Source organism: Pseudomonas sp. PvP089 (assembly GCF_017875165.1).
Taxonomy (GTDB): Bacteria; Pseudomonadota; Gammaproteobacteria; order Pseudomonadales; family Pseudomonadaceae; genus Aquipseudomonas; species Aquipseudomonas fortuita.
The window spans coordinates 1,530,015-1,552,383 of sequence record NZ_JAGGME010000001.1 but is presented as its reverse complement, the minus strand read 5'-3'; the positions used below and the strand labels follow the sequence as shown (position 1 = coordinate 1,552,383).

The following is a 22,369-nucleotide window of genomic DNA, read 5'->3' as shown; positions in this document are numbered from 1 at the left end:
GCTTATTCTCCTGCATTCGGTTGATTACCCGAGCCGTCCGCCGCAAAGGCGTCGCGCAGCTGGGGGGGTATGGCTCGGGGTTTGAAAGTGTCGGCGCGCACGGCGGCCACCAGGAACTGCCCTTCGCAAAGCAGCGTTTCATCCTTTTCCCGCCAGACCTGCTGTACAAAACGCAGGCTGGCGCGATTGAGTTCAAGTACGTGCGCGGTCACCCGCAATTCGTCATCCAGCCGCGCCGGCGCGTGATAACGCGCTTCGCTGGAATGGACCACGAACAGCAGGTTGTCTTCAGCCAGCTGCGACTGGGAAAACCCCAGGTGCCGCAAGCGTTCGGTGCGCGCGCGCTCCATGAATTTCAGGTAGTTGACGTAATACACCACACCGCCCGCATCGGTATCTTCGTAATAGACGCGACAACGGTGTGCGAACGGTTCGAGCTGATTTTGCGCGCGCATACTCTAGTGCTTACTCCTCAGCTTGCCAATCCGCTGTGGCAACTGTTTTTTCTTCATTAATGTCTTATTGCCAGCGCACCCTTGGTATGCCAGCGGTAGGACCACGAAAAGTCGCTTTTGATCTGTCATTCATCGCCTGGCTCGGAAAAATCACCGCCCTCCCCCAAACGCCCGGGAATATTCAGGCCAAAGTGCAGGTAGGCATGCCGGGTGACCACGCGACCGCGCGGCGTGCGCATGATGTAGCCCTGCTGGATCAGGTACGGCTCCAGCACATCTTCGATGGTATGGCGCTCTTCGCTGATGGCCGCAGCCAGGTTGTCCACCCCTACCGGGCCGCCATCGAACTTCTCGATCATGGTCAGCAGCAGGCGGCGGTCGGAATGGTCGAAGCCACGTTCGTCGACATCCAGCAGGTTCAGCGCCATGTCGGCCACGGCCTTGGTGATCTGGCCCTTGCCGCGTACCTCGGCGTAGTCGCGCACGCGGCGCAGCAGGCGGTTGGCGATACGCGGAGTGCCACGGGCACGTCGGGCAATCTCGTAGGCGCCCTGGTCTTCGATGACCAGGCCAAGGATGTTGGCCGAACGGCTGACGATGGTGGCCAGGTCCTTGTCGCTGTAGAACTCCAGGCGCTGGACAATACCGAAGCGGTCACGCAACGGGTTGGTGAGCATGCCGGCACGGGTGGTAGCCCCTACCAGGGTGAACGGTGGCAGGTCGAGTTTGATCGAGCGGGCCGCCGGGCCTTCGCCGATCATGATGTCGAGCTGGAAGTCCTCCATGGCCGGGTAGAGCACCTCTTCGACAACCGGTGACAAGCGGTGGATCTCGTCGATGAACAGCACGTCGTGCGGTTCGAGGTTGGTCAGCATGGCTGCCAGGTCGCCCGGGCGCTCGAGGATCGGCCCCGAGGTGCTTTTTACCGACACGCCCATTTCATGGGCAATGATGTTGGCAAGAGTAGTCTTGCCCAGCCCGGGCGGGCCAAAAATCAGCGTGTGGTCAAGCGACTCGCTGCGGCCACGGGCGGCCTGGATGAACAGTGCCATCTGCTCGCGCACCACCGGCTGGCCGATGTAATCGTCCAGGCTCAGCGGGCGAATCGCACGGTCCTGGACCTCTTCGCGGTCGCGGCCACTGGCGGCAATCAGGCGGTCGGCTTCGATCACTTGGTAATCATCCCTTTCAGGCTGCGGCGGATCAGCTCTTCACTGCCAAGGCCGGCCTTGTCCTTGATCGCAGCGATTGCCTTGCTCGCTTCCTGCGGCTTGTAACCCAGCGATACCAAAGCACTGACGGCATCTGCCTCGGCGCTGGACTCGCTGGCGGCTGGCAACGGGCCATCGGACACCAGGGTGAACATGGCCGGCGAGGTTTCCCAGGCCTTGAAACGGTCCTTGAGCTCGACCAGCAGGCGTTCGGCGGTTTTCTTGCCGACGCCGGGCACGCGCACCAGGGCCGACGTGTCCTGGGCCTGCACGCAGCGGACCAGCTCGTCGACTTCCAGGCCGGACATCAGCGCCAATGCCAACTTGGGACCGACGCCATTGAGCCGGATAAGCTCGCGGAACAGCTCACGCTCGCGCTTTTCGGCAAACCCATAGAGCAAGTGGGCGTCTTCGCGCACGACCAGATGGGTGTGCACGGTGACGGGTTCGCCCACCTTGGGCAGACGGTACAGCGTAGTCATGGGAACTTCCAGTTCGTAACCCACGCCGTTGACATCGATAATCAGGTGCGGCGGCTGTTTCTCCGCCAGGGTGCCGCGCAAACGTCCAATCACGTTCCGATCCTTCCTCTCGGGGAGCCGGTCAAAGACCGCTCAACCCTATCAGCAAATGCAACGGGTGAACGCATCACCCGCACAAAATGTGTATCAGCGCATGAAGCGCCTACAGACGCAAGCGCCCGCCGCGCCGCCGCGCCGTGGCCAGGCCATGGGGCACCAGGCTGGAACGGGTGTGGGCGTGGCACAGGGCGATAGCCAGGGCGTCCGAGGCGTCGATCTGCGGCTTTTGCGTCAGTTTCAGCAGGTGCATGACCATCATCATCACCTGCTCCTTGTTGGCCCCACCGGTCCCAGCCACCGCTTGCTTGACCTGGGTGGCGCTGTATTCAGCGATTTCGAGCCCGGCTTCGGCGGCAGCGACGATAGCCGCGCCGCGGGCCTGGCCGAGCTTTAGCGCCGAATCGGCATTGCGGGCCATGAACACCCGCTCGATGCCCATGGTCACCGGTTCATGCTGGGCGATGATTTCACTGACACCACGAAAAACGATCTGCAGCCGCTCGTGCAGCTCGCCGCTGCCGGTGCGGATGCAGCCCGACGCCACGTACTCGCAACCACGGGCGGTCTGGCGTACTACGCCGTAGCCGGTGATGCGCGAACCGGGGTCGATACCAAGAATCAGAGTCATAGTGCCTGTCGTAAAAATGATGCGTCTTTGCAAACTGTACCGGCCCTTTCGCGGGTAAACCCGCTCCCACAGGTACTGCACCGCATTCGAACGCGGTGCAGTACCTGTGGGAGCGGGTTTACCCGCGAAAGGGCCGGTACAGGCACTGAAAACTCAAAGAGCCGGCGTGGATCGCCAGGTCACCTTAGCCGAGGTTTTCCATGATCTCGTCGGAAATCTGGGCATTGGAGTAGACGTTCTGCACGTCATCCAGGTCTTCGAGCATGTCGATCAGCTTGAGCACCTTTTCAGCACCGTCCTGGTCGAGCTCGGCGCTGGTGGTCGGCTGCATGACGATTTCCGCGTCCGCAGCCTTGAAGCCCGCCTCTTCCAGGGCATTGCGCACGGCGTAGAAGCTGTTGAATGAAGTGAACACGTCGAACGAGCCGTCATCGTTGGCCACCACATCGTCGGCATCGGCTTCCATCGCCGCTTCCATCAACGCGTCTTCTTCCACACCCGGGGCAAAGCTGAGCTGGCCTTTGCGCTCGAACAGATAGGCCACCGAACCGTCAGTGCCCAGGTTGCCGCCACACTTGGTGAAGGCATGACGCACGGCGGCGGCGGTACGGTTGCGGTTGTCGGTCATGGCTTCGACCATGATCGCCACGCCACCCGGGCCATAACCTTCGTAGCTGAGCTCTTCGACGTTGTCGCTTTCATTGGTGCCAGCACCACGGGCCACGGCTCGGTCGATGATATCGCGGCTCATGTTGGCGCCCAGGGCCTTGTCCAGTGCCAGGCGCAGGCGCGGGTTGGATGCCGGGTCAGGGCCGCCCTGCTTGGCAGCGACCGTGAGCTCGCGGATCCACTTGGTGAAGACCTTGCCTCTCTTGGCATCCTGGCGCTCTTTGCGGTGCTTGATGTTCGCCCACTTGGAATGACCAGCCATAACGACTCCGAATCCTTTGAATCACAAACAGCCCCGCCCCTGTACGGGGCGGGACGGGAAAATACCTGCGCCGAAACGCAAAGGCGCATCCATGTGGATGCGCCCGGGACCGCTTACTCGACCTTGGTCTGTTCGCGCAGTCGAATGTGCAGCTCGCGCAGGGCCTTGGCGTCGACCAGGCCAGGGGCCTGGGTCATGACGCACGCGGCGCTCTGGGTTTTCGGGAAGGCGATCACTTCACGGATCGACTGGGCGCCGGTCATCAACATGACCAAGCGGTCCAGGCCGAAGGCCAGGCCACCGTGAGGTGGCGCACCGAACTTCAGGGCGTCGAGCAGGAAGCCGAACTTCTCTTCCTGTTCTGCTGCCTCGATGCCCAGCAGGCGGAATACTGCCTGCTGCATCTCTTTACGGTGGATACGGATCGAACCGCCGCCCAGCTCGGTGCCGTTCAGGACCATGTCGTAGGCACGCGACAGCGCGGTGGCCGGGTTGGCTTCGAGCTCTTCCGGCGTGCACTTCGGCGCGGTGAACGGGTGGTGCAGCGCGGTAAAGCTGCCGTCTTCGTTCTCTTCGAACATCGGGAAGTCGACGACCCACATCGGCGCCCACTCGCAGGTCAGCAGCTCGAAATCGTGACCCAGACGGATACGCAGGGCGCCCAGGGCTTCGCTGACCACCTTGAACTTGTCGGCACCGAAGAACACGATGTCGCCGTCTACAGCGCCAACGCGGTCGAGGATGTTGTTGAGGTTGGCCTCAGGGATGTTCTTGACGATAGGCGACTGCAGGCCTTCGACACCCTTGGCGCGCTCGTTGACCTTGATGTAGGCCAGGCCCTTGGCACCGTAGATGCCGACGAACTTGGTGTACTCGTCGATCTTGCTGCGCGGCATGCTGGCACCGCCTGGCAGGCGCAGAGCGGTCACGCGGCACTTCGGATCGTTGGCCGGGCCTGCGAACACCTTGAAGTCGACATCCTTCAGCTGGTCGGCAACGTCGACCAGTTCCAGCGGGTTACGCAGGTCTGGCTTGTCGGAACCGTAGCGGCGCATGGCCTCTTCGAAGGTCATGTGCGGGAATTCGCCGAATTCCAGGTCCAGCACTTCCTTGAACAGCTTGCGGATCATGCTCTCGGTCAGGCCCATGATCTCGCTTTCATCGAGGAAGCTGGTCTCGATGTCGATCTGGGTGAATTCCGGCTGGCGATCAGCACGCAGGTCTTCGTCACGGAAGCACTTGGCGATCTGGTAGTAGCGGTCAAAGCCGGCGACCATCAGCAGCTGCTTGAACAGCTGGGGCGACTGCGGCAGCGCGAAGAAGCTACCGGCGTGGGTACGGCTTGGCACCAGGTAGTCACGCGCACCTTCCGGAGTGGCACGGGTAAGGATCGGCGTTTCGACGTCGAGGAAGCCGTTGTCGTCCATGAAGCGACGGATGCTGCTGGTGATGCGCGAACGCAGGCGCAGCTTTTCAGCCATTTCCGGGCGACGCAGGTCGATGAAACGGTAGCGCAGGCGGGTTTCCTCGCCGACGTCGGAGAACTCGTTCAACGGGAACGGCGGGGTTTCCGCCTCGTTGAGCACGGTGAGCTGGTAGCCGAGGATCTCGATGGCACCGGAAGCCATGTTGGCATTCACTGCACCTTCTGGACGCTTGCGGACCTTGCCGGTGACCTGTACGACATACTCGCTGCGCACGCGGTCGGCGGCGGCGAAGGTTTCGGCGCGATCCGGGTCGAACACGACCTGGGCCATGCCTTCGCGGTCACGGATGTCGAGGAAGATCACCCCGCCGTGGTCGCGGCGACGATGGACCCAGCCGCAAAGGGTGACTTCCTGGCCGTCCAGGCTCTCGTTCAGTTGGCCGCAATAATGGCTGCGCATCATGATGGTGGTTTCGCTTCTCGTGATTCGTGTATTCGGTGGAGGCCTTGGCCGCCCAGAGGGCTAATACTGCAAGACCCGGTCACAGCATTCAACTCAGTCGGCTTTGTCGCCGCCTGCCAGATTCTTTTTCGCCCCGGTCTTGAAGTCGGTTTCGTACCAACCATTACCGCTCAGGCGGAAGCCTGGCACCGACAGCAGCTTCTTCAGCGCCGGCGCCTGGCAAGCCGGGCAATCGGTCAGCGGCGCGGCGCTGATCTTTTGCAGCACTTCCATGCGGTGCTCGCAGGACGCACATTGATAGTCATAAAGGGGCATGGGTGTCTCTCGTCAACCATAACGCTGGCTGCCAGGGCAGCAAAAAGCGGGATTATATATGGTTACCAAGCACTGCGCAGCCCGCCAGGCGATCAGCGCACACTTGGCGGGTCTTGCAGCCAGGCAACGCAGATTACCCGAATCAGCCCACTGAAGTTGCGCACTCCACCCTGGCGCAGGTGCACTTCGCGGTCCACGTAGGACAACACCGCACTGACCGAACAGCGGTTGGCGGCGGCGATGCGTTCCAGGATGCCCCAGTAGACGGCCTCCAGGCGCAGACAGGTGGAAAAACCGTTGAGCCGCACCGAACGTGACACCGGCTGCGTCTGCAACATATCGAAATCTGCCTTGAACGGATCAATGCACTGTTTTCCTGGCCAGCTTCCCTGACCAGCCACACGCTTGCTCGCTTGCATCATGCGCCCTACTTCCTCGTCACCGGTAACAGGTGACCAATGAAGCGCCGGGCGGCAGGTTTAAAGCAGCAGCAAAGTCTTCCCGCACAAACACTCGAGTCCTGAGCGCGAGGAAAACACTGTGGGAGCGGGCTTGCCCCGCGAACACCGGCAAAGCCGGTGCCATACACCGCGTGGCCTCATTCGCGGGACAAGCCCGCCCCCACAGGTTTTGTCACAGCGCTGGGGTATTTATTTCCCGTCGAGCAACACGCGCAGCATCCACGCGGTTTTTTCGTGAACCTGCATGCGCTGGGTCAGCAAGTCGGCGGTTGGCTCATCACTGACTTTGTCCACTACCGGGAAGATGCTACGGGCAGTTCGCACCACGGCCTCCTGGCCCTGGACCAGCTGGCGGATCATCTCGTCCGCCGGGGGTACGCCTTCCTCCTCCTTGATCGAGGAGTGCCGCGCATAAAATGCATACGACCCTGGCGCAGGGAAACCCAGTGCACGGATGCGCTCGGCAATCGAATCCACTGCCAGCGCCAACTCGTTGTACTGCTCTTCGAACATCAGGTGCAGGGTGCGGAACGACGGGCCGGTAACGTTCCAGTGAAAGTTATGGGTTTTCAGATACAGCACGTAGGTATCCGACAACAGGCGAGACAGCCCATCGACGATGGACTTGCGATCTTCTTCACTGATACCGATATCGATTGCCATTGAAGTTCCCCTTTCCATAAGGCTTGAGACTCAAGCGGACGCCGACCACTGTAGCAACACTTTACCCACACTGCCTGTGACATGGCGCAACACATCGCCCACTGAGGCCTGCGGTTTGAGTAGGCTTCGGCTTTGCTGTTAAATAGGCACCGTGCCACCCGTGCGGACTGTCATTGCCGGGTGCATAGGCTGGCTTGTCACGTGTTCGCGCTTTACACCTCATGCGCACCGTACTGCCCGCTCTTCCTGTGATCGGCCTTATCAACTGTGAGCCAACCCCATGTTCAAGATCGTCCATCTGGTGACGGGCGTGGCAGCCTTGCTGCTATCGCTCATACCCAGCCTGAAAACCGATGCGACACCCTTCCTGCAACAACCCGACGCGGTTTACCTTGCCCTGCTCGGCCTGCTCAACCTGGTCCTGGCGCCGGTCGTGCCGCTGTACTACCGCGGCGCCCGCCAGCAGTTGCAACACCTTGCCTGCGCCCTGCTGGTGGTGGCGGTGGTGCTGCAAACCCTGACGCTGCTGGCCCGCCCGGAAATGGGCAACCTTGCTGCGCTGGTCTGTGCGGCACTGGCTGTGGCTCTGCACCTGGCTGTGGGTTTTGCCCGCAGCCCGCGCAAGGCACGCAGCAGCCAGCATGCCGCCCAGGATGCTGGCAACCGTGATACCGGCACGGTGAAGTGGTTCAACACCTCGAAAGGCTTTGGTTTCATCTCCCGCGATTCGGGCGATGACATCTTTGTGCACTTTCGTGCCATACGCGGCGAAGGCCACCGTATCCTGGTCGAAGGCCAGCGCGTGGAGTTTTCGGTGATGCACCGGGACAAGGGCCTGCAGGCCGAAGACGTGGTTGCGGTAACACGCCGCTAACCTGTGCAGGAGCGGCCTGGCGCCGCTCCTGCCAGGGTTTCTGTTGCTTCAGGACATCAGTAATGAGGCGGCGGCGCCTCTTCCCCTTCGCTGCCGTACTGGCCGACCATCTCTTCATGACGCTTGATCAGCTCGGCCACCTGCAATTGCAGCCGCTCGATCACCCGCGCCTGCTCGACCATCACGTCATTCAGCGCCTGGATAGTGTCATCCTGAAACGCTTGCCGGGTTTCCAGTTCAACAATACGCAATTCCAGTGACATGTCAGGCCTCCTGGTAGCCAGCAAGTTGCAGCCCACGCAGGCGCTGGCGGATGGCCTGCAACTGGTCTTCGCTGTAAGCCACAGCAGGGCACTTGCCCCAAACCGGTGCCGGCCAGGCCGCGTCGTCCCGCTGGCGTACGATCACGTGCATGTGCAACTGGCTGACGACATTGCCCAGCGTGGCCACGTTCATCTTGGCGGCGCCGTAACTGGCCTTCAGCGCTTCAGCCATAAGGGTGGTTTCCTGCCACAACTGGTGCTGCTCCGCCGCATCCAGCTCGAATACCTCGCTGATCCCGGCGCGCTTGGGTACCAGAATGAACCATGGGTAGTTGGCATCCTTGCTCAGCAGCAGTTGGCACAACGCAAACTCCCCAAGCACCAGGGAATCCTGCTGCAAACGCGAATCCAGGACGAACACGGCATATCTCCTTCAGAACCCGCTTCAAGCGGAAAACAGGCCTGCAAGGATACCTTGCACACTCCCGGTAACACAGCGCTACTTTTCGCACCAAAATGAAGCCACCTGCGCACCACCACCACACTTGCCACCCCACAAATGACTCTGGTTTAACAAATAGCGGTAACACATTGACTTTCATGGCAGGTTTCTAAATTTTAATGATTCTCGACTCCACCACCCCCTCATTGTGCCTTCGACCCGTATTTACGGCACTTTCCGACCCTCGGTAGCAGGTTTTGTGAAAAATTCATGAACTGTTGCGAATTTTGAGCACGCTTGTTGCATTCCCTTCACGCCAAGTCGGCACGGCATCTGCAATGGCAGGTGTACGCGACAAATAACAACAGCGGCATTGGTTACCAGGGAGTTTCCCTAGCCGGAATCAGCACTTGCAGGTTCACCACGGCGAAAGGAACAACGCTGGCGTTTACACGCCCTAAAAACCGGGGTGTGATTTGCGACATGGAAATACTTAAACGCGACACGGCAAAAAAGTTCCGTAAAGAGTCTTTATAGCCATATCGCCAACAACAGTCAGCGTGCTATACATTTTCGCCGACATAACAAGAAAGAGCTGCACCCTATAACTAAAACACTTGGGCGCGGCGGTACTCTTCCTAAAAACCAAAGGAGCAAATCACGATGCGCGTGATGAAGTGGAGCATGATCGCCCTGGCCGTTGCGGCAGGGACCTCGCAGTTGGCAATGGCCTCGGCACAAGACGAGTCCAAAGGTTTCCTTGAAGACAGCAAGCTGAACGTAAAAACCCGTATGCTGTACTTCAGCCGTGACTTCCGTAACAACGACAGCGGCAAGAGCCGCGTCGAAGAAACCGGCCTGGGCTTCCTGGGCACCTTCGAATCGGGCTTCACTCAGGGCACCGTAGGCTTCGGCGTTGACGCCATCGGCATGCTGGGCCTGAAACTGGACAGCGGCAAAGGCCGCGCCGGCACCGGCCTGTTCCCGACTGCCTCCGACGGCCGTTCGCAAGATGACTACTCCGAAGGCGGCGGTGCAGTAAAACTGCGCGTGTCCAATACCGTGCTGAAGTTCGGCGACCAGTTCACCGCCCTGCCGGTACTTGCCACCGACGACAGCCGACTGCTGCCAGAAGTTGCTGAAGGTGGCCTGATCACCAGCAACGAAATCGATGGCCTCACCCTGCACGCCGGTCACTTCACCGCCCTGAACGCCCAGGCCCAGACCTACCACGATAGCCTGCGCCTGACCGAGGCCAACGTCTTCGGTGGCACCTACGCCATCAACGACAACCTCAGCACCAGCGTCTACTACTCGCGCATTGAAGACCACTTCCGCAAGTGGTACGGCAACATCAACTGGGCGCTGCCGATCAGCGACAAGCAAGGCCTGGTGTTCGACTTCAACATCTATGACACCAAGTCCATCGGCGACAACCTGACCGGCGCCTTCGTCAGCAAGGCTGACGGCAGCAACGAACTGGACAACATTGCAGCCAGCCTCTCGGCCGCCTACAACATTGGCGCCCACACCTTCACCCTGGCTTACCAGAAGGTCAGCGGCGACGGCGACTACGCTTACGGCGTCGACGGTGGCGGCACCATCTTCCTGGCCAACTCCGTTGCCCGTTCCGACTTCAACGCCGAAGACGAGAAGTCCTGGCAGGCACGCTACGACCTGAACTTCGCCGAATACGGCGTACCTGGCCTGACCTTCATGACCCGCTATGTTCGCGGCTCGGGCGCCACTACCGAAAGCACCAACAACGGCAAGGAATGGGAACGCGACGTAGACGTCAAGTACGTACTGCAGAGCGGCCCGGCGAAAGACCTGAGCTTGCGCGTGCGTCAGGCCACCTACCGCTCCAGCGACGGCGTTTACTACGGTTCGAGCTCGATCGACGAACTGCGCCTGATCGTGGAATACCCGCTGAGCATCCTGTAAGCCTGGCTTGCAGTGCCCCGCACTTGAAAAGCCCGGCGATCTCGCCGGGCTTTTTCTTGGCTGACAAGCGCCCCGCCCTGGGGCATCCTGTACGCCTTCGTTTCGCCCCCGTACAATGCGGGGCTATTTCAACGTCTTAGGCAATCGACACGGCTAACCATGCGCACCAGTCAATATTTGCTCGCCACCCAGAAAGAAACCCCTGCCGACGCAGTGGTCATCAGCCATCAGCTCATGCTGCGTGCCGGCATGATCCGCAAACTGGCCTCCGGCCTGTACACCTGGCTGCCGATGGGCCTGCGGGTAATGCGCAAGGTCGAGGCCGTGGTGCGTGAGGAAATGAACGCCGCCGGCGCCCTGGAAGTGCTGATGCCAAGCATCCAGCCTGCCGAGCTGTGGCAGGAGTCCGGCCGCTGGGAGCAGTACGGCCCGGAGCTGCTGCGCCTGAAGGACCGCCACCAGCGCGACTTCTGCGTTGGCCCGACCCACGAAGAAGTCATCACCGACCTGGCCCGTAACGAGCTGTCCAGCTATAAACAGCTGCCACTCAACATGTACCAGATCCAGACCAAGTTCCGTGACGAGATCCGCCCGCGCTTCGGCCTGATGCGTGGCCGCGAATTCATCATGAAGGACGCCTATTCGTTCCATGCCGACCAGGCTTCCCTGCAGGAAACCTACGACCGCATGCACCAGGCGTACAGCAACGTATTCACCCGCCTGGGCCTGGACTTCCGTCCAGTGCAGGCCGACACCGGCTCGATCGGTGGCAGCTACTCGCACGAGTTCCACGTACTGGCCGACTCCGGCGAGGACGACGTAATCTTCAGCGACAGCTCCGACTACGCCGCCAACATCGAGAAGGCCGAAGCCATCCCGCGTGAAACCGTGCGCCCTGCCCCTACCGAGGAGCTGCGCCTGGTCGACACCCCGGACGCCAAGACCATCGCCCAGCTGGTGGAAAACCATGGCCTGGCGATCGAAAAAACCGTCAAGACCCTGATCGTGCGCGGAGCCGAAGAAGGCAAGCTGATTGCCCTGATCATCCGTGGCGACCACGAACTTAACGAAATCAAGGCCACCAAGCTGGAACAGGTTGCCGACCCGCTGGTCATGGCCACCGAAGCCGAACTGCGCGACGCCATTGGCGCCGGTGCCGGCTCGCTCGGCCCGCTGAACCTGCCGCTGGAATGCATCATCGACCGTTCGGTTGCCCTGATGAGCGACTTTGGCATTGGCGCCAACATCGATGACAAGCACTACTTCGGCGTCAACTGGGAGCGCGACCTGCCGGTTCCACAGGTCGCCGACCTGCGTAACGTGGTCGAAGGCGACCCAAGCCCGGATGGCCAGGGCACCCTGGTGATCAAGCGCGGCATCGAAGTGGGCCACATCTTCCAGCTGGGTACCAAGTACAGCGAGGCGCTGAAGTGCCAGGTACTGGGCGAGAACGGCAAGCCGGTGGTTCTGTCGATGGGCTGCTACGGTATCGGTGTGTCCCGCGTGGTCGCCGCTGCCATCGAGCAGAGCTATGACGACAAGGGCATCATCTGGAACGATGCCCTGGCGCCGTTCCAGATCGCCCTGGTACCGCTGCGCTACGAAACCGAGGTGGTTCGCGAGGCAACCGACAAGCTGTACGCCGAACTGACCGCCGCCGGCTTCGAAGTGCTGCTGGACGACCGCGACAAGAAGACCAGCCCAGGCATCAAGTTTGCCGACATGGAGCTGATCGGCATCCCACACCGCATCGTCGTCAGCGATCGCGGCCTGGCCGAAGGCAACCTGGAGTACAAGCACCGCACCGAGCAGGACGCCCAGGCGTTGCCGCTCAATGAAGTGCTGAGCTTCCTGCAGGCCCGCGTTCGCCGCTGATAACCAATGCACGAGTGATCATGTTCAAGCGAAGTACCTTTACCCTGGGGGGCGCCGCACTGTGCGGCGCCCTGCTCGTCAGCGGCTGCGCCAACCAGATGTCCCAGCGCAGCGACCATGAGGAGCGCGTCGAGCGCAAATTGCTCGAGCACACCCTGCAGATCGATGTCGGCGAGCCGAAGGTGATGGAGCTTCCGCAACGGCGTGTGCGCGTGCATGAGCAAAAGCGCTTCGAAGTCACCGAGTTCGAAGTCACCCGTCGCTACGACCGTTACACGCCCTACCAGCCCTGGCGGGAGGTCTACGAGATCCCGCTGGGCGCAGTGGCCGTGGTGGCGGGCGTTGGCGCCAATGTGGTCAACGTCTTTACCTTGGGCAACCTGCCGCAAAGCATCACCCACGACTGGCTCAGCTACGGCGTGGACGGGCTCAACCCGTTCATGAACGTGCCGTCCAACGGGCGTGCCCAGCAGAACCTCGCAGGGATCAGCGAAGTGCAGAAAGGTAAACGCGAGGAGTCCACCAGCGTGCCCTGGAGCGAACGCCTGGTCGAGGTCAAGGCCGGCAAGATGACCCACGAACTGACCACCGACAGGAACGGCGTACTGCGTTTGAACCTGCTCGACAGCCCGTTCTCCGAGCAGAACCTCAACCACGTCGGCACCCTGCACCTTCAGGTACTCGATGAAGACAACGCCGTACGGGGTGATGCCAGCCTGCTGGTCAGCGCCACCCTGCGCAACAAGCTGCTCGAAGCCCATGAGCTGATCTTCGATGACCTTGAGGATGACGATGTTGGCCAGTGGGTACACCGGGTCAAGCGTCTGTCGGAGCTGGGCCTTGAAGAAGAAGCCAGTGAAATGGAACAAAGCCTGATCGAGCTGACCCGCAACGATCCGGAACTGCAGCAGGAGTTTCTGCAATCGCTGACCAAGGCCACTGGCCGGTTGGTGGCAGACCCCGGCGCGCAGTAAATGAAGGGGCCGCGATGCGGCCCCTTCTTATTCAGGCGTAAACAACTCCAACTGCTCATGCGCTCCGCGCATATCGCGCAGCCTTACCCCTACCCCCAACAAGCGCACCGGTTTGCCACCACGGGCAAACGCCTGCCCCAACAGTTGCCGATAACTTTCAAGGTCCCGCCCAGCCCCTGCCTGCTCCATGGTGGTCTGGCTGAAGTCGTGGAACTTGACCTTGACGAACGGCTTGTCCGGCCGATAACTGCTGTCCATACGGGCGATACGTTCGTTAAGGCTTTCCAGCAGCTCAGGCAACCGCGCCAGGCAACTGGCCAGGTCCGGCAGGTCAGTGTCGTAGGTGTTTTCAACGCTGACTGACTGCCTGCGGCTGTCATTGTGTACGGCGCGCTCATCAATACCCCGCGCCAGCCCCCACAAACGCTCGCCAAAGCTGCCAAACTCACGCACCAATGCCAGGCGTGACCATTCCCGCAGGTCAAGGCAGGTTTCGATGCCCAGCCGTGCCAGTTTATCTGCCGTCACTTTGCCCACCCCATGCAACCTGGCCACCGGCAGGGCGGCAACAAAGGCCTCCACCTCGCCCGGGGTAATCACGAACAGCCCATTGGGCTTGCGCCAGTCACTGGCAATCTTGGCCAGGAACTTGTTTGGCGCCACGCCCGCCGACACCGTGATATGCAAGGTGCGGGCGACGCGTCGGCGAATATCCTCGGCGATGCGCGTGGCGCTGCCCGAATACCACTGGCTGTCGCTCACATCCAGATAGGCTTCGTCCAGCGACAAAGGCTCAATCAGCTCGGTGTAGTCACGGAAGATCGCGTGGATTTCCCGCGAGGCCTCTCGATAGGCCTCGAAGCGCGGCTTGACGATCAACAGGTCGGGGCACAGCTTCAGCGCATGCCGTGACGACATGGCCGAGCGCACACCATAGGCACGTGCCTCATAGTTGCAGGTGGCGATCACCCCGCGACGCTCGGGCGAGCCCCCAACCGCCATGGGCCGCCCGGCCAGGCGTGGGTCGTCACGCATTTCGATCGCGGCGTAGAAGCAATCGCAGTCGACATGGATGATCTTGCGCAAGGACATGGATGGCCGTCAGCACTGTAAATTCATACAGATAGTATCGCATGCGCCCCACTGATACACCTCACCCTCGCCCTCACACGACAAACTGCCTGAAAGCCCCGTCGCGCCTGACCTGCTTGCTGCCAGCAAGCGCTAAGGGATTGAACAAAAAAGGTTTTTCCAACGAAACTGCTTGACACCCGGGCTTAAATCCGTACAATTCGATCTCACAGGCGCGGGATGGAGCAGCCTGGTAGCTCGTCGGGCTCATAACCCGAAGGTCGTCGGTTCAAATCCGGCTCCCGCAACCAGATCCAAGAAAAGGCCACTGTTCATACAGTGGCCTCTTTCTTTGCCTTCAAAAAAGTAACGCCGAAAAACCTTCGATAAATCAAAGCTTAGCGCTTGACACACCTTCAGAAAACTGTAGAATCCGCCCCACAGACGCGGGATGGAGCAGTCTGGTAGCTCGTCGGGCTCATAACCCGAAGGTCGTCGGTTCAAATCCGGCTCCCGCAACCAAGTTCAAGAAAAGGCCACTGTTAACCCAGTGGCCTTTTTCTTTGTCCGCTGAAAAAGCATCATCGGAAAAACCTCGAAAAATCAAAGCTTAGCGCTTGACATACAAGCCACACGCTGTAGAATACGCCCCACTGACGCGGGATGGAGCAGCCTGGTAGCTCGTCGGGCTCATAACCCGAAGGTCGTCGGTTCAAATCCGGCTCCCGCAACCATATTCGTCAGAACAAACCCCGCCTGTCTAACAGCAGCGCGGGGTTTGTTGCGTTTGCGCTCGATGCTTTTCGTTGCTTCGATTTTCCCCCGGCCTCCAGCCAACCCGCAGGCTTGAGACATTGTGCCCAGGATGAACTATCTTTAACCCGGCCAGGCCGCTAAAAGCGCCTGAGCCCGGAGTAATATTGGATACGTTTTCCTAAGGGACTTTCACTTGGCCGTACCTCTCCTCTACCTCGCGCTGCATGGCCGGGGCAATCCATGACCTCTCACAACCCCGAACCTCCGGTGCCGCTCGCCTCGGCGCTACCCGGTGCCGTGCAGCGCCTGCCCTTGCTCGAACGCGTGAGCCGCTACCGCCAGCCCATCGGCCTGGTCGTGACCCTGGTGCTGTTCACCATGGCCTTGATTGCCTGCCGCCACCTGCTGAGCGAGCTGGATATCTACGCCTTGCACGATGCCATGCTCAGCGTGCCGGCCCAGTCGGTGCTGGGTGCCTTGCTGGCGACCGTGATCGGCTTTGTGATCCTGCTGGGTTACGAGTGGTCGGCCAGCCGCTATGCGGGCGTGAAACTGCCGGCACGCAGCCTGGTGCTGGGTGGTTTCAGCGCCTTTGCCATCGGCAACGCCATCGGTCTGTCGATGCTTTCGGGCGGCTCGGTGCGCTACCGTCTGTATGCACGTCAGGGGCTGGGGGCTGGCGAAGTCGCACGCATGACAGTATTTGCCAGCCTTTCACTGGGCTGCGCGTTGCCGCCCTTGGCCGCCCTGGCAACCTTGAGCGACCTGCCCGCAGCCTCGACCGCACTGGGGTTGGCGCCAGGCCTGCTGGCAGGTATCGCTGCCGCCGTGCTTGTGGCGTCTGCCCTGTTGGTGTTCGGCTTGTACCGCCGGCGCCTGGCCGAACAGCCGCTGGCCAATAACCTGCTGGTGCAACTGGGCCGCCGTACGCTGCGCCTGCCGGGCGCACGCCTGGCCGCCCTGCAATTGCTGATCACCGCGCTGGATGTGGCAGCAGCTGCCACCGTGCTGTACCTGTTGCTGCCCGAGGCCCCCCCCTTCGGCGCGTTTGTGCTGGTGTACCTGCTGGCCTTGGCCGCAGGCGTGCTTAGCCACGTACCGGGCGGCGTCGGGGTGTTCGAAGCTATCCTGCTCGCCGCCTTTGCCGACCAGCTCGGTGCCGCGCCACTGGCGGCCGCGTTGCTGCTGTATCGGCTGATTTATGTGGTGCTGCCACTGCTACTGGCGTGCGTGCTGCTGCTGGCCAATGAAGCCCGGCGCCTGCTGTTCGCACAGCAGGCCATCAAAGCCGCCTCCGGGATGGCCGCACCGATCCTGTCGATACTGGTATTCCTGTCCGGGATGGTGCTGCTGTTTTCTGGCGTCACCCCCGAAATCGACACGCGCCTGGAGCACATGGGCTTTCTGGTGCCGCACCGGCTGATCGATGCCTCGCACTTTGGCGCCAGCCTGATCGGCGTGCTGTGCCTGCTGCTGGCCCAGGGCCTGCGCCGGCGCCTGTCCGCCGCCTGGCTGCTGACCACCGTGCTGTTGCTGGTCGGCGCCCTGTTGTCGCTATTGAAGGGCTTTGACTGGGAAGAGGCTTGCCTGCTGACCTTCACCGCCGCCCTGCTGGCCCTGTTCCGTCGCTCCTTCTACCGGCCCAGCCGCCTGCTGGAGCTGCCGTTTTCGCCGGTGTTCCTGGTGGCCAGCGCCTGTGCAGTCGGCGCATCGGTGTGGCTGCTGCTGTTCGCCTACCAGGATGTGCCCTACAGCCACCAGCTGTGGTGGCAGTTCACCCTTGATGCCGATGCCCCGCGTGGCCTGCGCGCCGCCATGGGCAGTGCCTTGCTGCTGGCCGCCTTGGCGCTGACCTGGCTGCTGCGCACCGCGCCGCCGGTGATCCACCTGCCCGACGAGGAAGAACTGCAGCGCGCCAACCGTATTCTGCTGGCTTCCGACCAGCCCGACGGCGGCCTGGCCCTGACTGGCGACAAGGCGTTGCTGTTCCACCCCCGCGACAATGCCTTCCTTATGTATGCCCGTCGCGGCCGCAGCCTGGTGGCCCTGTACGACCCGATCGGGCCGGCCCAGGAGCGCGCCGAAATGATCTGGCAGTTCCGCGACCTGTGCGACCTGCACCACGCCCGGCCCGTGTTCTACCAGGTACGCGCGGAAAACCTGCCGTTCTATATGGACATTGGCCTGACTGCACTGAAGCTGGGCGAGGAAGCCCGGGTCGACTTGCGCCGCTTCGATCTCGAAGCCAAGGGCAAGGAAATGAAGGACCTGCGCTACACCTGGAACCGTGGTGGCCGCGACGGCCTGAGCCTGGAAATCCACGAGCCCGGCCAGGCCCCGCTGGCAGAGCTGAAGGAAATTTCCGATGCCTGGCTCTGCGGCAAGAACGTGCGCGAGAAAGGCTTTTCGCTGGGGCGCTTCAGCCCGGAGTACCTGCAGCACTTCCGCATTGCCCTGATCCGCTTCCAGGGTCGGCCGGTGGCCTTCGCCAACCTGCTGGAGACCCACAGCAACGAACTGGCCAGCCTCGACCTGATGCGTGCGCACCCCGAGGCACCGAAGCTGACCATGGAGTTCATGATGATCGGCCTGATCCTGCACTACAAAAGCCATGAGTATTCCCGCTTCAGCCTGGGCATGGTGCCGCTTTCCGGCCTTCAGCCGCGGCGTGGCGCGCCTCTGACCCAGCGCCTGGGCTCGATGGTGTTCCGCCGTGGCGAGCAGCTTTACAACTTCCAGGGGCTTCGACGCTTCAAGGACAAGTTCCAACCGGATTGGGAACCCCGCTACATGGCCGTGCCGGCCGGGCTCGACCCGCTGGTGGCACTGGCTGATACTGCCGCCCTGATTGCAGGCGGCCTGACTGGATTGGTGAAACGTTGATGACCCGACGCTTTTGGCTGTACCTGCTGGTTCCCCTGCTGCTGGCCGCCCTGGGGGGTGCGCTGGCGTTCTGGCTATGGACGCGCCCCGCCCCCGAAGCGCGCCTGGAGCAATTGAGCATCAATGGCACCAGCATCACCCGCGTGACCCCAGGTGTGCACCCCAAGGCCCGGGTGGCCATCGGTGTGCCACAGGATCAGGCGCTGACGGACAAGCAGTTGCTCGACCTGAGCCAGGCCGCTGAAGCCCAAATGGTGCAGGTGATTTTGCCGCCTAACGATTGCAGCAAGCAGCAACAGGCGATGGACCAGGGCTTGGCCGAGCTGCCGGAAAAGCCGACGTTGGTCGCCGGTATCGGCCCTGGCGCCGCCCAGGCCTGGCGCTGGCTGGCCAACCAGAACAATGACAAGGCCCGGGCCATTTCCGTGGACTTCAACCTGGAGCAACCTGGCTGCCAGTCCCCCCTGCCCAAGGCGGCTGCCCACGGCCACTGGAACGTCGCCTGGAACGACAACCCGGATGACGCCAGCGCCGCCTTCGTGCGCGACCAGGTCAACGCCGAAACCAGCATCAGCGATTACGACATCCATCTGCCCCAAGTGCTCAAGGCCCAGCTGACCCAGGCCCTGGTAGGTCACGACGGCAACGCCCTGGCCATCCCTGTGGTGGAAGTGCCGGCCGGGCAGACCACCGACACGGTCACCCTGTTCCTCTCCGGTGACGGCGGTTGGCGCGACCTTGACCGCGATGTTGCCGGAGAAATGGCCAAGCTGGGCTACCCGGTGGTGGGTATCGACACGCTGCGCTATTACTGGCAGCACAAAACCCCGGAGCAAAGCGCTGCCGACCTGTCCGAGCTGATGCAGCACTACCGACAGAAGTGGGGCACCAAGCGCTTTGTCCTCACCGGTTATTCGTTCGGTGCCGATGTGCTGCCGGCAATCTACAACCGCCTGCCGGTGGAAGACCAGCAACGTATCGACGCAGTGATGCTGCTGGCCTTTGCCCGCAGCGGCAGTTTCGAGATCGAGGTCGAGGGCTGGCTGGGCAAGGAAGGCCAGGAAGCACCAACCGGACCGGAAATGGCCAAACTGCCAGCCTCCAAGGTGGTGTGCGTGTATGGCGTGGAAGAGAGCGATGAGAGCGGTTGCACCGAAAAGACCGCGGTGGGTGAACGCCTGAAGCTGCCTGGCGGGCACCACTTTGATGAGAACTACCCGGCGCTGGCCAAGCGCTTGATTGGTGAGATCGAGACACGCCAAGGTAAATCCAGCGTCGCCGAACAGAACTGAATGTGCCTGAGCTCCGCGAAGCAGGTTGCGCATGGGATGGCACCGGCTTTGCCGGTGTTCGCGGGGCAAGCCCGCTCCCACAGTGATCGCGCTAGCTTTCAAGCATTGTGCAAGCCAGTTCCACAGGTATTACACGAGCCCTAAGCCTGCGCCGTACCTGTGTGGGGCTTGTCCCGCGAACACCTGCAAAGCCGGTGCCAGACACCGCGTTTCCCGGTTTGTACCCAGGGCAAGCCTCCTCCCACAGTGATCGCGCCAGCTTTCAAGCATTGTGCAAGCCAGTTCCACAGGTATTGCATAAGCCCTAAGCCTGCGCCGTACCTGTGGGAGCGGGCTTGTCCCGCGAACACCGGCAAAGCCGGTGCCAGACACCGCGTTTTCCCGGTTTGTACCCAGGGCAAGCCTCCTCCCGCAGTGATCGCGCCAGCGTTCAAGCATTGTGCAAGCCAGTCCCACAGGTATTACATAAGCCCTAAGCCTGCGCCGTACCTGTGGGAGCGGGCTTGTCCCGCGAACACCGGCAAAGCCGGTGCCAGACACCGCGTTTCCCCGGTTGTACCCAGGGCAAGCCTCCTCCCGCAGTGATCGCGCTAGCGTTCAAGCATTGTGCAAGCCAGTTCCACAGGTATTACATAAGCCCTAAGCCTGCGCTGTACCTGTGGGAGCGGGCTTGTCCCGAACACCGGCAAAGCCGGTGCCAGGCACCGCGTTTCCCGGTTTGTACCCAGGGCAAGCCTCCTCCCACAGTGATCGCGCCAGCTTTCAAGCATTGTGCAAGCCAGTCCCACAGGTATTACATAAGCCCTGAGCCTGCGCCGTACCTGTGGGAGCGGGCTTGTCCCGCGAACACCGGCAAAGCCGGTGCCAGGCACCGCGTTTCCCCGGTTTGTCCCCAGGGCAAGCCTCCTCCTGGCAGTCAGATCTCGACCTGGGTCCCCAGTTCGATCACCCGGTTCAGCGGCAGGTTGAAGAAGCGCAGGTTACCGTTGGCGTTCTTCAGCAAGAACGCAAACAGGTTGCCCCGCCAACGCGACATGCCTTCCAGACGTGAAGCGATGACCGTTTCGCGGCTCAGGAAGTAGGTAGTGCGCATCGGGGTGAAGTCCAGATCGTCCCGATGGCACAGCTTCAATGCCGCCGGCACGTCCGGCTCGTCCATGAAGCCAAAGTGCAACACCACACGGAAGAACCCGTCACCATAAGCCTCTACCTCGAAGCGCTCCTGTTCCGGTACCCGCGGCCGGTCCTCACTGACCACAGTCAGCAACACCACCTGGCTGTGCAGCACCTGGTTATGCAGCATGTTGTGCAGCAGCGCGTGGGGCACGGCATCAGACCGTGCAGTGAGGAACACCGCCGTGCCTTCGACCCGGTGCGGCGGCTGAATGCGAATACTGCTGATGAACAACGGCAACGGCAGCGCACCTTCGTCGATGCGTTCTACCAGGATCTGCTTGCCGCGTTTCCAGGTGCTCATCAGCAGGAACAACACCCCGCCGGCCAATACCGGAAAGGCACCGCCCTGGACGATTTTCGGCACGTTGGCAGCGAAAAACAGCCCATCGACAAGCAGGAAGCCCACCAGGATCGGCACGGCCAGCACCGGCGGCCACTTCCACAGCAGCAGCATCACCGCCGATACCAGAACGGTGGTCATCAGCATGGTGCCGGTCACCGCCACACCGTAGGCCGCCGCCAGGGCGCCGGACGACTCGAAGCCGATCACCAGCAGCACCACGCCCACCATCAACGTCCAGTTCACGGCACCAATGTAGATCTGCCCCTGTTCGTCGCTGGAGGTGTGCTGGATATGCATACGCGGAATGTAACCCAGCTGGATGGCCTGGCGGGTCAGGGAAAAGGCCCCGGAAATGACCGCCTGCGAGGCAATCACAGTGGCCATTGTGGCCAACCCGACCAACGGCAGCAGGGCCCAGTTCGGCGCCAGCAAGTAGAAGGGGTTACGCGCTGCCTCCGGGTCTTGCAGCAGCAGTGCACCCTGGCCGAAATAGTTGAGCACCAACGCGGGTAGCACCAGGATGAACCAGGCCCGGGCGATCGGCTTACGGCCAAAATGCCCCATGTCGGCGTACAGCGCCTCGGCGCCGGTCAGCGCCAGCACCACCGCGCCAAGAATGGCCACGCCCATGCCCGGGTGCACCACGAAAAAGTTGACTGCCCAGCCTGGGTTGAAGGCCTTGAGCACCTCCGGGCTCTGAGAGATACCGTGCACGCCCAATGCGCCCAGCACCACGAACCAGGTGACCATGATCGGGCCAAACAGCTTGCCGATCTTGTCGGTGCCGTGCTTCTGCACCAGGAACAGCGCCACCAGCACCACCAGCGAAATCGGCACCACCCAGTGGTCGATACCGTCAAACGCCAGGCCCATGCCCTCCACGGCCGACAGCACCGATACTGCCGGGGTGATCATGCTGTCGCCGTAGAACAGCGACGCGCCGATCAAGCCGCAGATCACCATCAGCGTGCGCAACCGCGGATAGGCAGCCGTGGCCCGCCGCGCCAGCGCGGTCAGCGCCATGGTGCCGCCCTCGCCCTGGTTGTCGGCCCGCAGGATGAACATCACGTACTTGAACGACACCACCCACAACAGCGACCACAGGATCAGCGACAGGATACCCAGCACGCCATCGTGGTTGACCGGCACTCCGTAACCGCCGGTGAAGACTTCCTTGAGGGTATACAAAGGGCTGGTGCCGATATCGCCATAAACCACCCCGACCGCCGCCACGAGCAGGCCAAGCGAGCGAGCCGCGCCCTGCTTTGCCGCGTGCCCGCCCTCGGCGTGACTGCTTGCCTGAACCATCGACCACTCCCGCAGACGGCCATCTCGGCCTTTA

19 protein-coding genes and 3 tRNA genes are annotated in these 22,369 nt (G+C 61.8%); 9 read left to right on the top strand and 13 right to left on the bottom strand.

The annotated features are described in order from the left end of the window. Nucleotides 1-2: 2 nt before the first annotated feature. The 9 genes from ybgC to J3A71_RS07050 form a co-directional block, all read right to left on the bottom strand. Complete coding sequence (gene ybgC, locus J3A71_RS07090; RefSeq protein ID WP_096426666.1) at nt 3-455, bottom strand: tol-pal system-associated acyl-CoA thioesterase; 453 nt, start codon at nt 453-455, stop codon at nt 3-5. A 125-nt stretch (nt 456-580) separates the two neighbouring features. Continuing rightward, nucleotides 581-1,627, bottom strand: a complete 1,047-nt coding sequence (gene ruvB / locus J3A71_RS07085) for a Holliday junction branch migration DNA helicase RuvB (protein WP_016488653.1) — start codon at nt 1,625-1,627, stop codon at nt 581-583. Further along, nucleotides 1,624-2,241: a Holliday junction branch migration protein RuvA gene (ruvA, locus tag J3A71_RS07080; RefSeq protein WP_016488654.1), complete on the bottom strand. Its 618-nt coding sequence runs from the start codon at nt 2,239-2,241 to the stop codon at nt 1,624-1,626. Before ruvA ends, ruvB begins: the two co-directional genes overlap by 4 nt. Before the next feature lie 109 nt (nt 2,242-2,350). Beyond that, the gene (gene ruvC, locus J3A71_RS07075) at nt 2,351-2,875 is read right to left on the bottom strand and encodes a crossover junction endodeoxyribonuclease RuvC (RefSeq protein WP_016498323.1); all 525 of its coding nucleotides are present in this window, start codon (nt 2,873-2,875) and stop codon (nt 2,351-2,353) included. Between the two features lie 184 nt (nt 2,876-3,059). After that, complete coding sequence (locus J3A71_RS07070) at nt 3,060-3,806, bottom strand: YebC/PmpR family DNA-binding transcriptional regulator (RefSeq protein WP_023048900.1); 747 nt, start codon at nt 3,804-3,806, stop codon at nt 3,060-3,062. Nucleotides 3,807-3,919: 113 nt separating this feature from the next. Then, complete coding sequence (gene aspS, locus J3A71_RS07065; RefSeq protein WP_016488657.1) at nt 3,920-5,695, bottom strand: aspartate--tRNA ligase; 1,776 nt, start codon at nt 5,693-5,695, stop codon at nt 3,920-3,922. A gap of 93 nt (nt 5,696-5,788) precedes the next feature. Beyond that, nucleotides 5,789-6,010: a zinc ribbon domain-containing protein gene (locus tag J3A71_RS07060; protein WP_003254776.1), complete on the bottom strand. Its 222-nt coding sequence runs from the start codon at nt 6,008-6,010 to the stop codon at nt 5,789-5,791. Between the two features lie 92 nt (nt 6,011-6,102). Continuing rightward, a complete protein-coding gene (locus J3A71_RS07055; RefSeq protein WP_016488658.1) occupies nt 6,103-6,432 on the bottom strand; it encodes a ribbon-helix-helix domain-containing protein in 330 nt (109 codons plus the stop codon). A gap of 228 nt (nt 6,433-6,660) precedes the next feature. Further along, nucleotides 6,661-7,134: a Dps family protein gene (locus J3A71_RS07050; protein ID WP_003254783.1), complete on the bottom strand. Its 474-nt coding sequence runs from the start codon at nt 7,132-7,134 to the stop codon at nt 6,661-6,663. 280 nt (nt 7,135-7,414) lie between these two features. On the opposite strand from J3A71_RS07050, the gene J3A71_RS31665 reads away from it, so the two are divergent. Further along, nucleotides 7,415-8,008, top strand: coding sequence for a cold-shock protein (locus tag J3A71_RS31665; RefSeq protein WP_016488659.1), 594 nt, complete (start codon nt 7,415-7,417; stop codon nt 8,006-8,008). 56 nt (nt 8,009-8,064) lie between these two features. Here J3A71_RS31665 and J3A71_RS07040 read toward each other — a convergent pair whose 3' ends face one another. Together J3A71_RS07040 and J3A71_RS07035 are read right to left on the bottom strand one after the other, a co-directional pair. Continuing rightward, entirely contained in the window at nt 8,065-8,271 is a 207-nt protein-coding gene (locus J3A71_RS07040; protein WP_016488660.1) for a SlyX family protein, read from the bottom strand. A 1-nt stretch (nt 8,272) separates the two neighbouring features. Beyond that, a complete protein-coding gene (locus J3A71_RS07035) occupies nt 8,273-8,692 on the bottom strand; it encodes an HIT domain-containing protein (protein ID WP_016488661.1) in 420 nt (139 codons plus the stop codon). A gap of 684 nt (nt 8,693-9,376) precedes the next feature. On the opposite strand from J3A71_RS07035, the gene J3A71_RS07030 reads away from it, so the two are divergent. The 3 genes from J3A71_RS07030 to J3A71_RS07020 all read left to right on the top strand — a co-directional run bounded on the left by J3A71_RS07030 (nt 9,377) and on the right by J3A71_RS07020 (nt 13,506). Beyond that, complete coding sequence (locus J3A71_RS07030; RefSeq protein WP_016488662.1) at nt 9,377-10,657, top strand: OprD family porin; 1,281 nt, start codon at nt 9,377-9,379, stop codon at nt 10,655-10,657. A 159-nt stretch (nt 10,658-10,816) separates the two neighbouring features. Further along, nucleotides 10,817-12,532, top strand: coding sequence for a proline--tRNA ligase (locus J3A71_RS07025; RefSeq protein ID WP_016488663.1), 1,716 nt, complete (start codon nt 10,817-10,819; stop codon nt 12,530-12,532). A 20-nt stretch (nt 12,533-12,552) separates the two neighbouring features. Then, nucleotides 12,553-13,506: a hypothetical protein gene (locus J3A71_RS07020; RefSeq protein ID WP_060519884.1), complete on the top strand. Its 954-nt coding sequence runs from the start codon at nt 12,553-12,555 to the stop codon at nt 13,504-13,506. 27 nt (nt 13,507-13,533) lie between these two features. On the opposite strand, the gene dinB is transcribed toward J3A71_RS07020, so the two are convergent. Next, nucleotides 13,534-14,592, bottom strand: a complete 1,059-nt coding sequence (gene dinB / locus J3A71_RS07015) for a DNA polymerase IV (RefSeq protein ID WP_161775550.1) — start codon at nt 14,590-14,592, stop codon at nt 13,534-13,536. 219 nt (nt 14,593-14,811) lie between these two features. On the opposite strand from dinB, the gene J3A71_RS07010 reads away from it, so the two are divergent. The 5 genes from J3A71_RS07010 (at nt 14,812) to J3A71_RS06990 (ending at nt 19,508) form a co-directional block, all read left to right on the top strand. Continuing rightward, nucleotides 14,812-14,888: transfer RNA gene (locus tag J3A71_RS07010), tRNA-Met, on the top strand. A 134-nt stretch (nt 14,889-15,022) separates the two neighbouring features. After that, nucleotides 15,023-15,099: transfer RNA gene (locus J3A71_RS07005), tRNA-Met, on the top strand. 135 nt (nt 15,100-15,234) lie between these two features. Beyond that, nucleotides 15,235-15,311 (top strand) — tRNA-Met (locus J3A71_RS07000). Nucleotides 15,312-15,573: 262 nt separating this feature from the next. Then, nucleotides 15,574-18,216, top strand: a complete 2,643-nt coding sequence (gene mprF / locus J3A71_RS06995) for a bifunctional lysylphosphatidylglycerol flippase/synthetase MprF (protein ID WP_016488666.1) — start codon at nt 15,574-15,576, stop codon at nt 18,214-18,216. Further along, a complete protein-coding gene (locus tag J3A71_RS06990) occupies nt 18,216-19,508 on the top strand; it encodes an AcvB/VirJ family lysyl-phosphatidylglycerol hydrolase (RefSeq protein ID WP_070086528.1) in 1,293 nt (430 codons plus the stop codon). The genes mprF and J3A71_RS06990 overlap by 1 nt, the downstream gene beginning before the upstream one ends. 916 nt (nt 19,509-20,424) lie before the next feature. On the opposite strand, the gene J3A71_RS06985 is transcribed toward J3A71_RS06990, so the two are convergent. Next, nucleotides 20,425-22,335, bottom strand: a complete 1,911-nt coding sequence (locus J3A71_RS06985; protein WP_023048903.1) for a potassium transporter Kup — start codon at nt 22,333-22,335, stop codon at nt 20,425-20,427. Nucleotides 22,336-22,369 lie beyond the last annotated feature (34 nt).

Bases quoted from the DNA above. Each gene is read 5' to 3' on its own strand.
- ybgC (WP_096426666.1), bottom strand. From the start codon at position 455: ATGCGCGCGCAAAATCAGCTCGAACCGTTCGCACACCGTTGTCGCGTC.
- ruvC (WP_016498323.1), bottom strand. From the start codon at position 2,875: ATGACTCTGATTCTTGGTATCGACCCCGGTTCGCGCATCACCGGCTAC.
- J3A71_RS07070 (WP_023048900.1), bottom strand. From the start codon at position 3,806: ATGGCTGGTCATTCCAAGTGGGCGAACATCAAGCACCGCAAAGAGCGC.
- aspS (WP_016488657.1), bottom strand. From the start codon at position 5,695: ATGATGCGCAGCCATTATTGCGGCCAACTGAACGAGAGCCTGGACGGC.
- J3A71_RS07060 (WP_003254776.1), bottom strand. From the start codon at position 6,010: ATGCCCCTTTATGACTATCAATGTGCGTCCTGCGAGCACCGCATGGAA.
- J3A71_RS07055 (WP_016488658.1), bottom strand. From the start codon at position 6,432: ATGATGCAAGCGAGCAAGCGTGTGGCTGGTCAGGGAAGCTGGCCAGGA.
- J3A71_RS07050 (WP_003254783.1), bottom strand. From the start codon at position 7,134: ATGGCAATCGATATCGGTATCAGTGAAGAAGATCGCAAGTCCATCGTC.
- J3A71_RS31665 (WP_016488659.1), top strand. From the start codon at position 7,415: ATGTTCAAGATCGTCCATCTGGTGACGGGCGTGGCAGCCTTGCTGCTA.
- J3A71_RS07040 (WP_016488660.1), bottom strand. From the start codon at position 8,271: ATGTCACTGGAATTGCGTATTGTTGAACTGGAAACCCGGCAAGCGTTT.
- J3A71_RS07030 (WP_016488662.1), top strand. From the start codon at position 9,377: ATGCGCGTGATGAAGTGGAGCATGATCGCCCTGGCCGTTGCGGCAGGG.
- J3A71_RS07025 (WP_016488663.1), top strand. From the start codon at position 10,817: ATGCGCACCAGTCAATATTTGCTCGCCACCCAGAAAGAAACCCCTGCC.
- J3A71_RS07020 (WP_060519884.1), top strand. From the start codon at position 12,553: ATGTTCAAGCGAAGTACCTTTACCCTGGGGGGCGCCGCACTGTGCGGC.
- mprF (WP_016488666.1), top strand. From the start codon at position 15,574: ATGACCTCTCACAACCCCGAACCTCCGGTGCCGCTCGCCTCGGCGCTA.
- J3A71_RS06990 (WP_070086528.1), top strand. From the start codon at position 18,216: ATGACCCGACGCTTTTGGCTGTACCTGCTGGTTCCCCTGCTGCTGGCC.
- J3A71_RS06985 (WP_023048903.1), bottom strand. From the start codon at position 22,335: ATGGTTCAGGCAAGCAGTCACGCCGAGGGCGGGCACGCGGCAAAGCAG.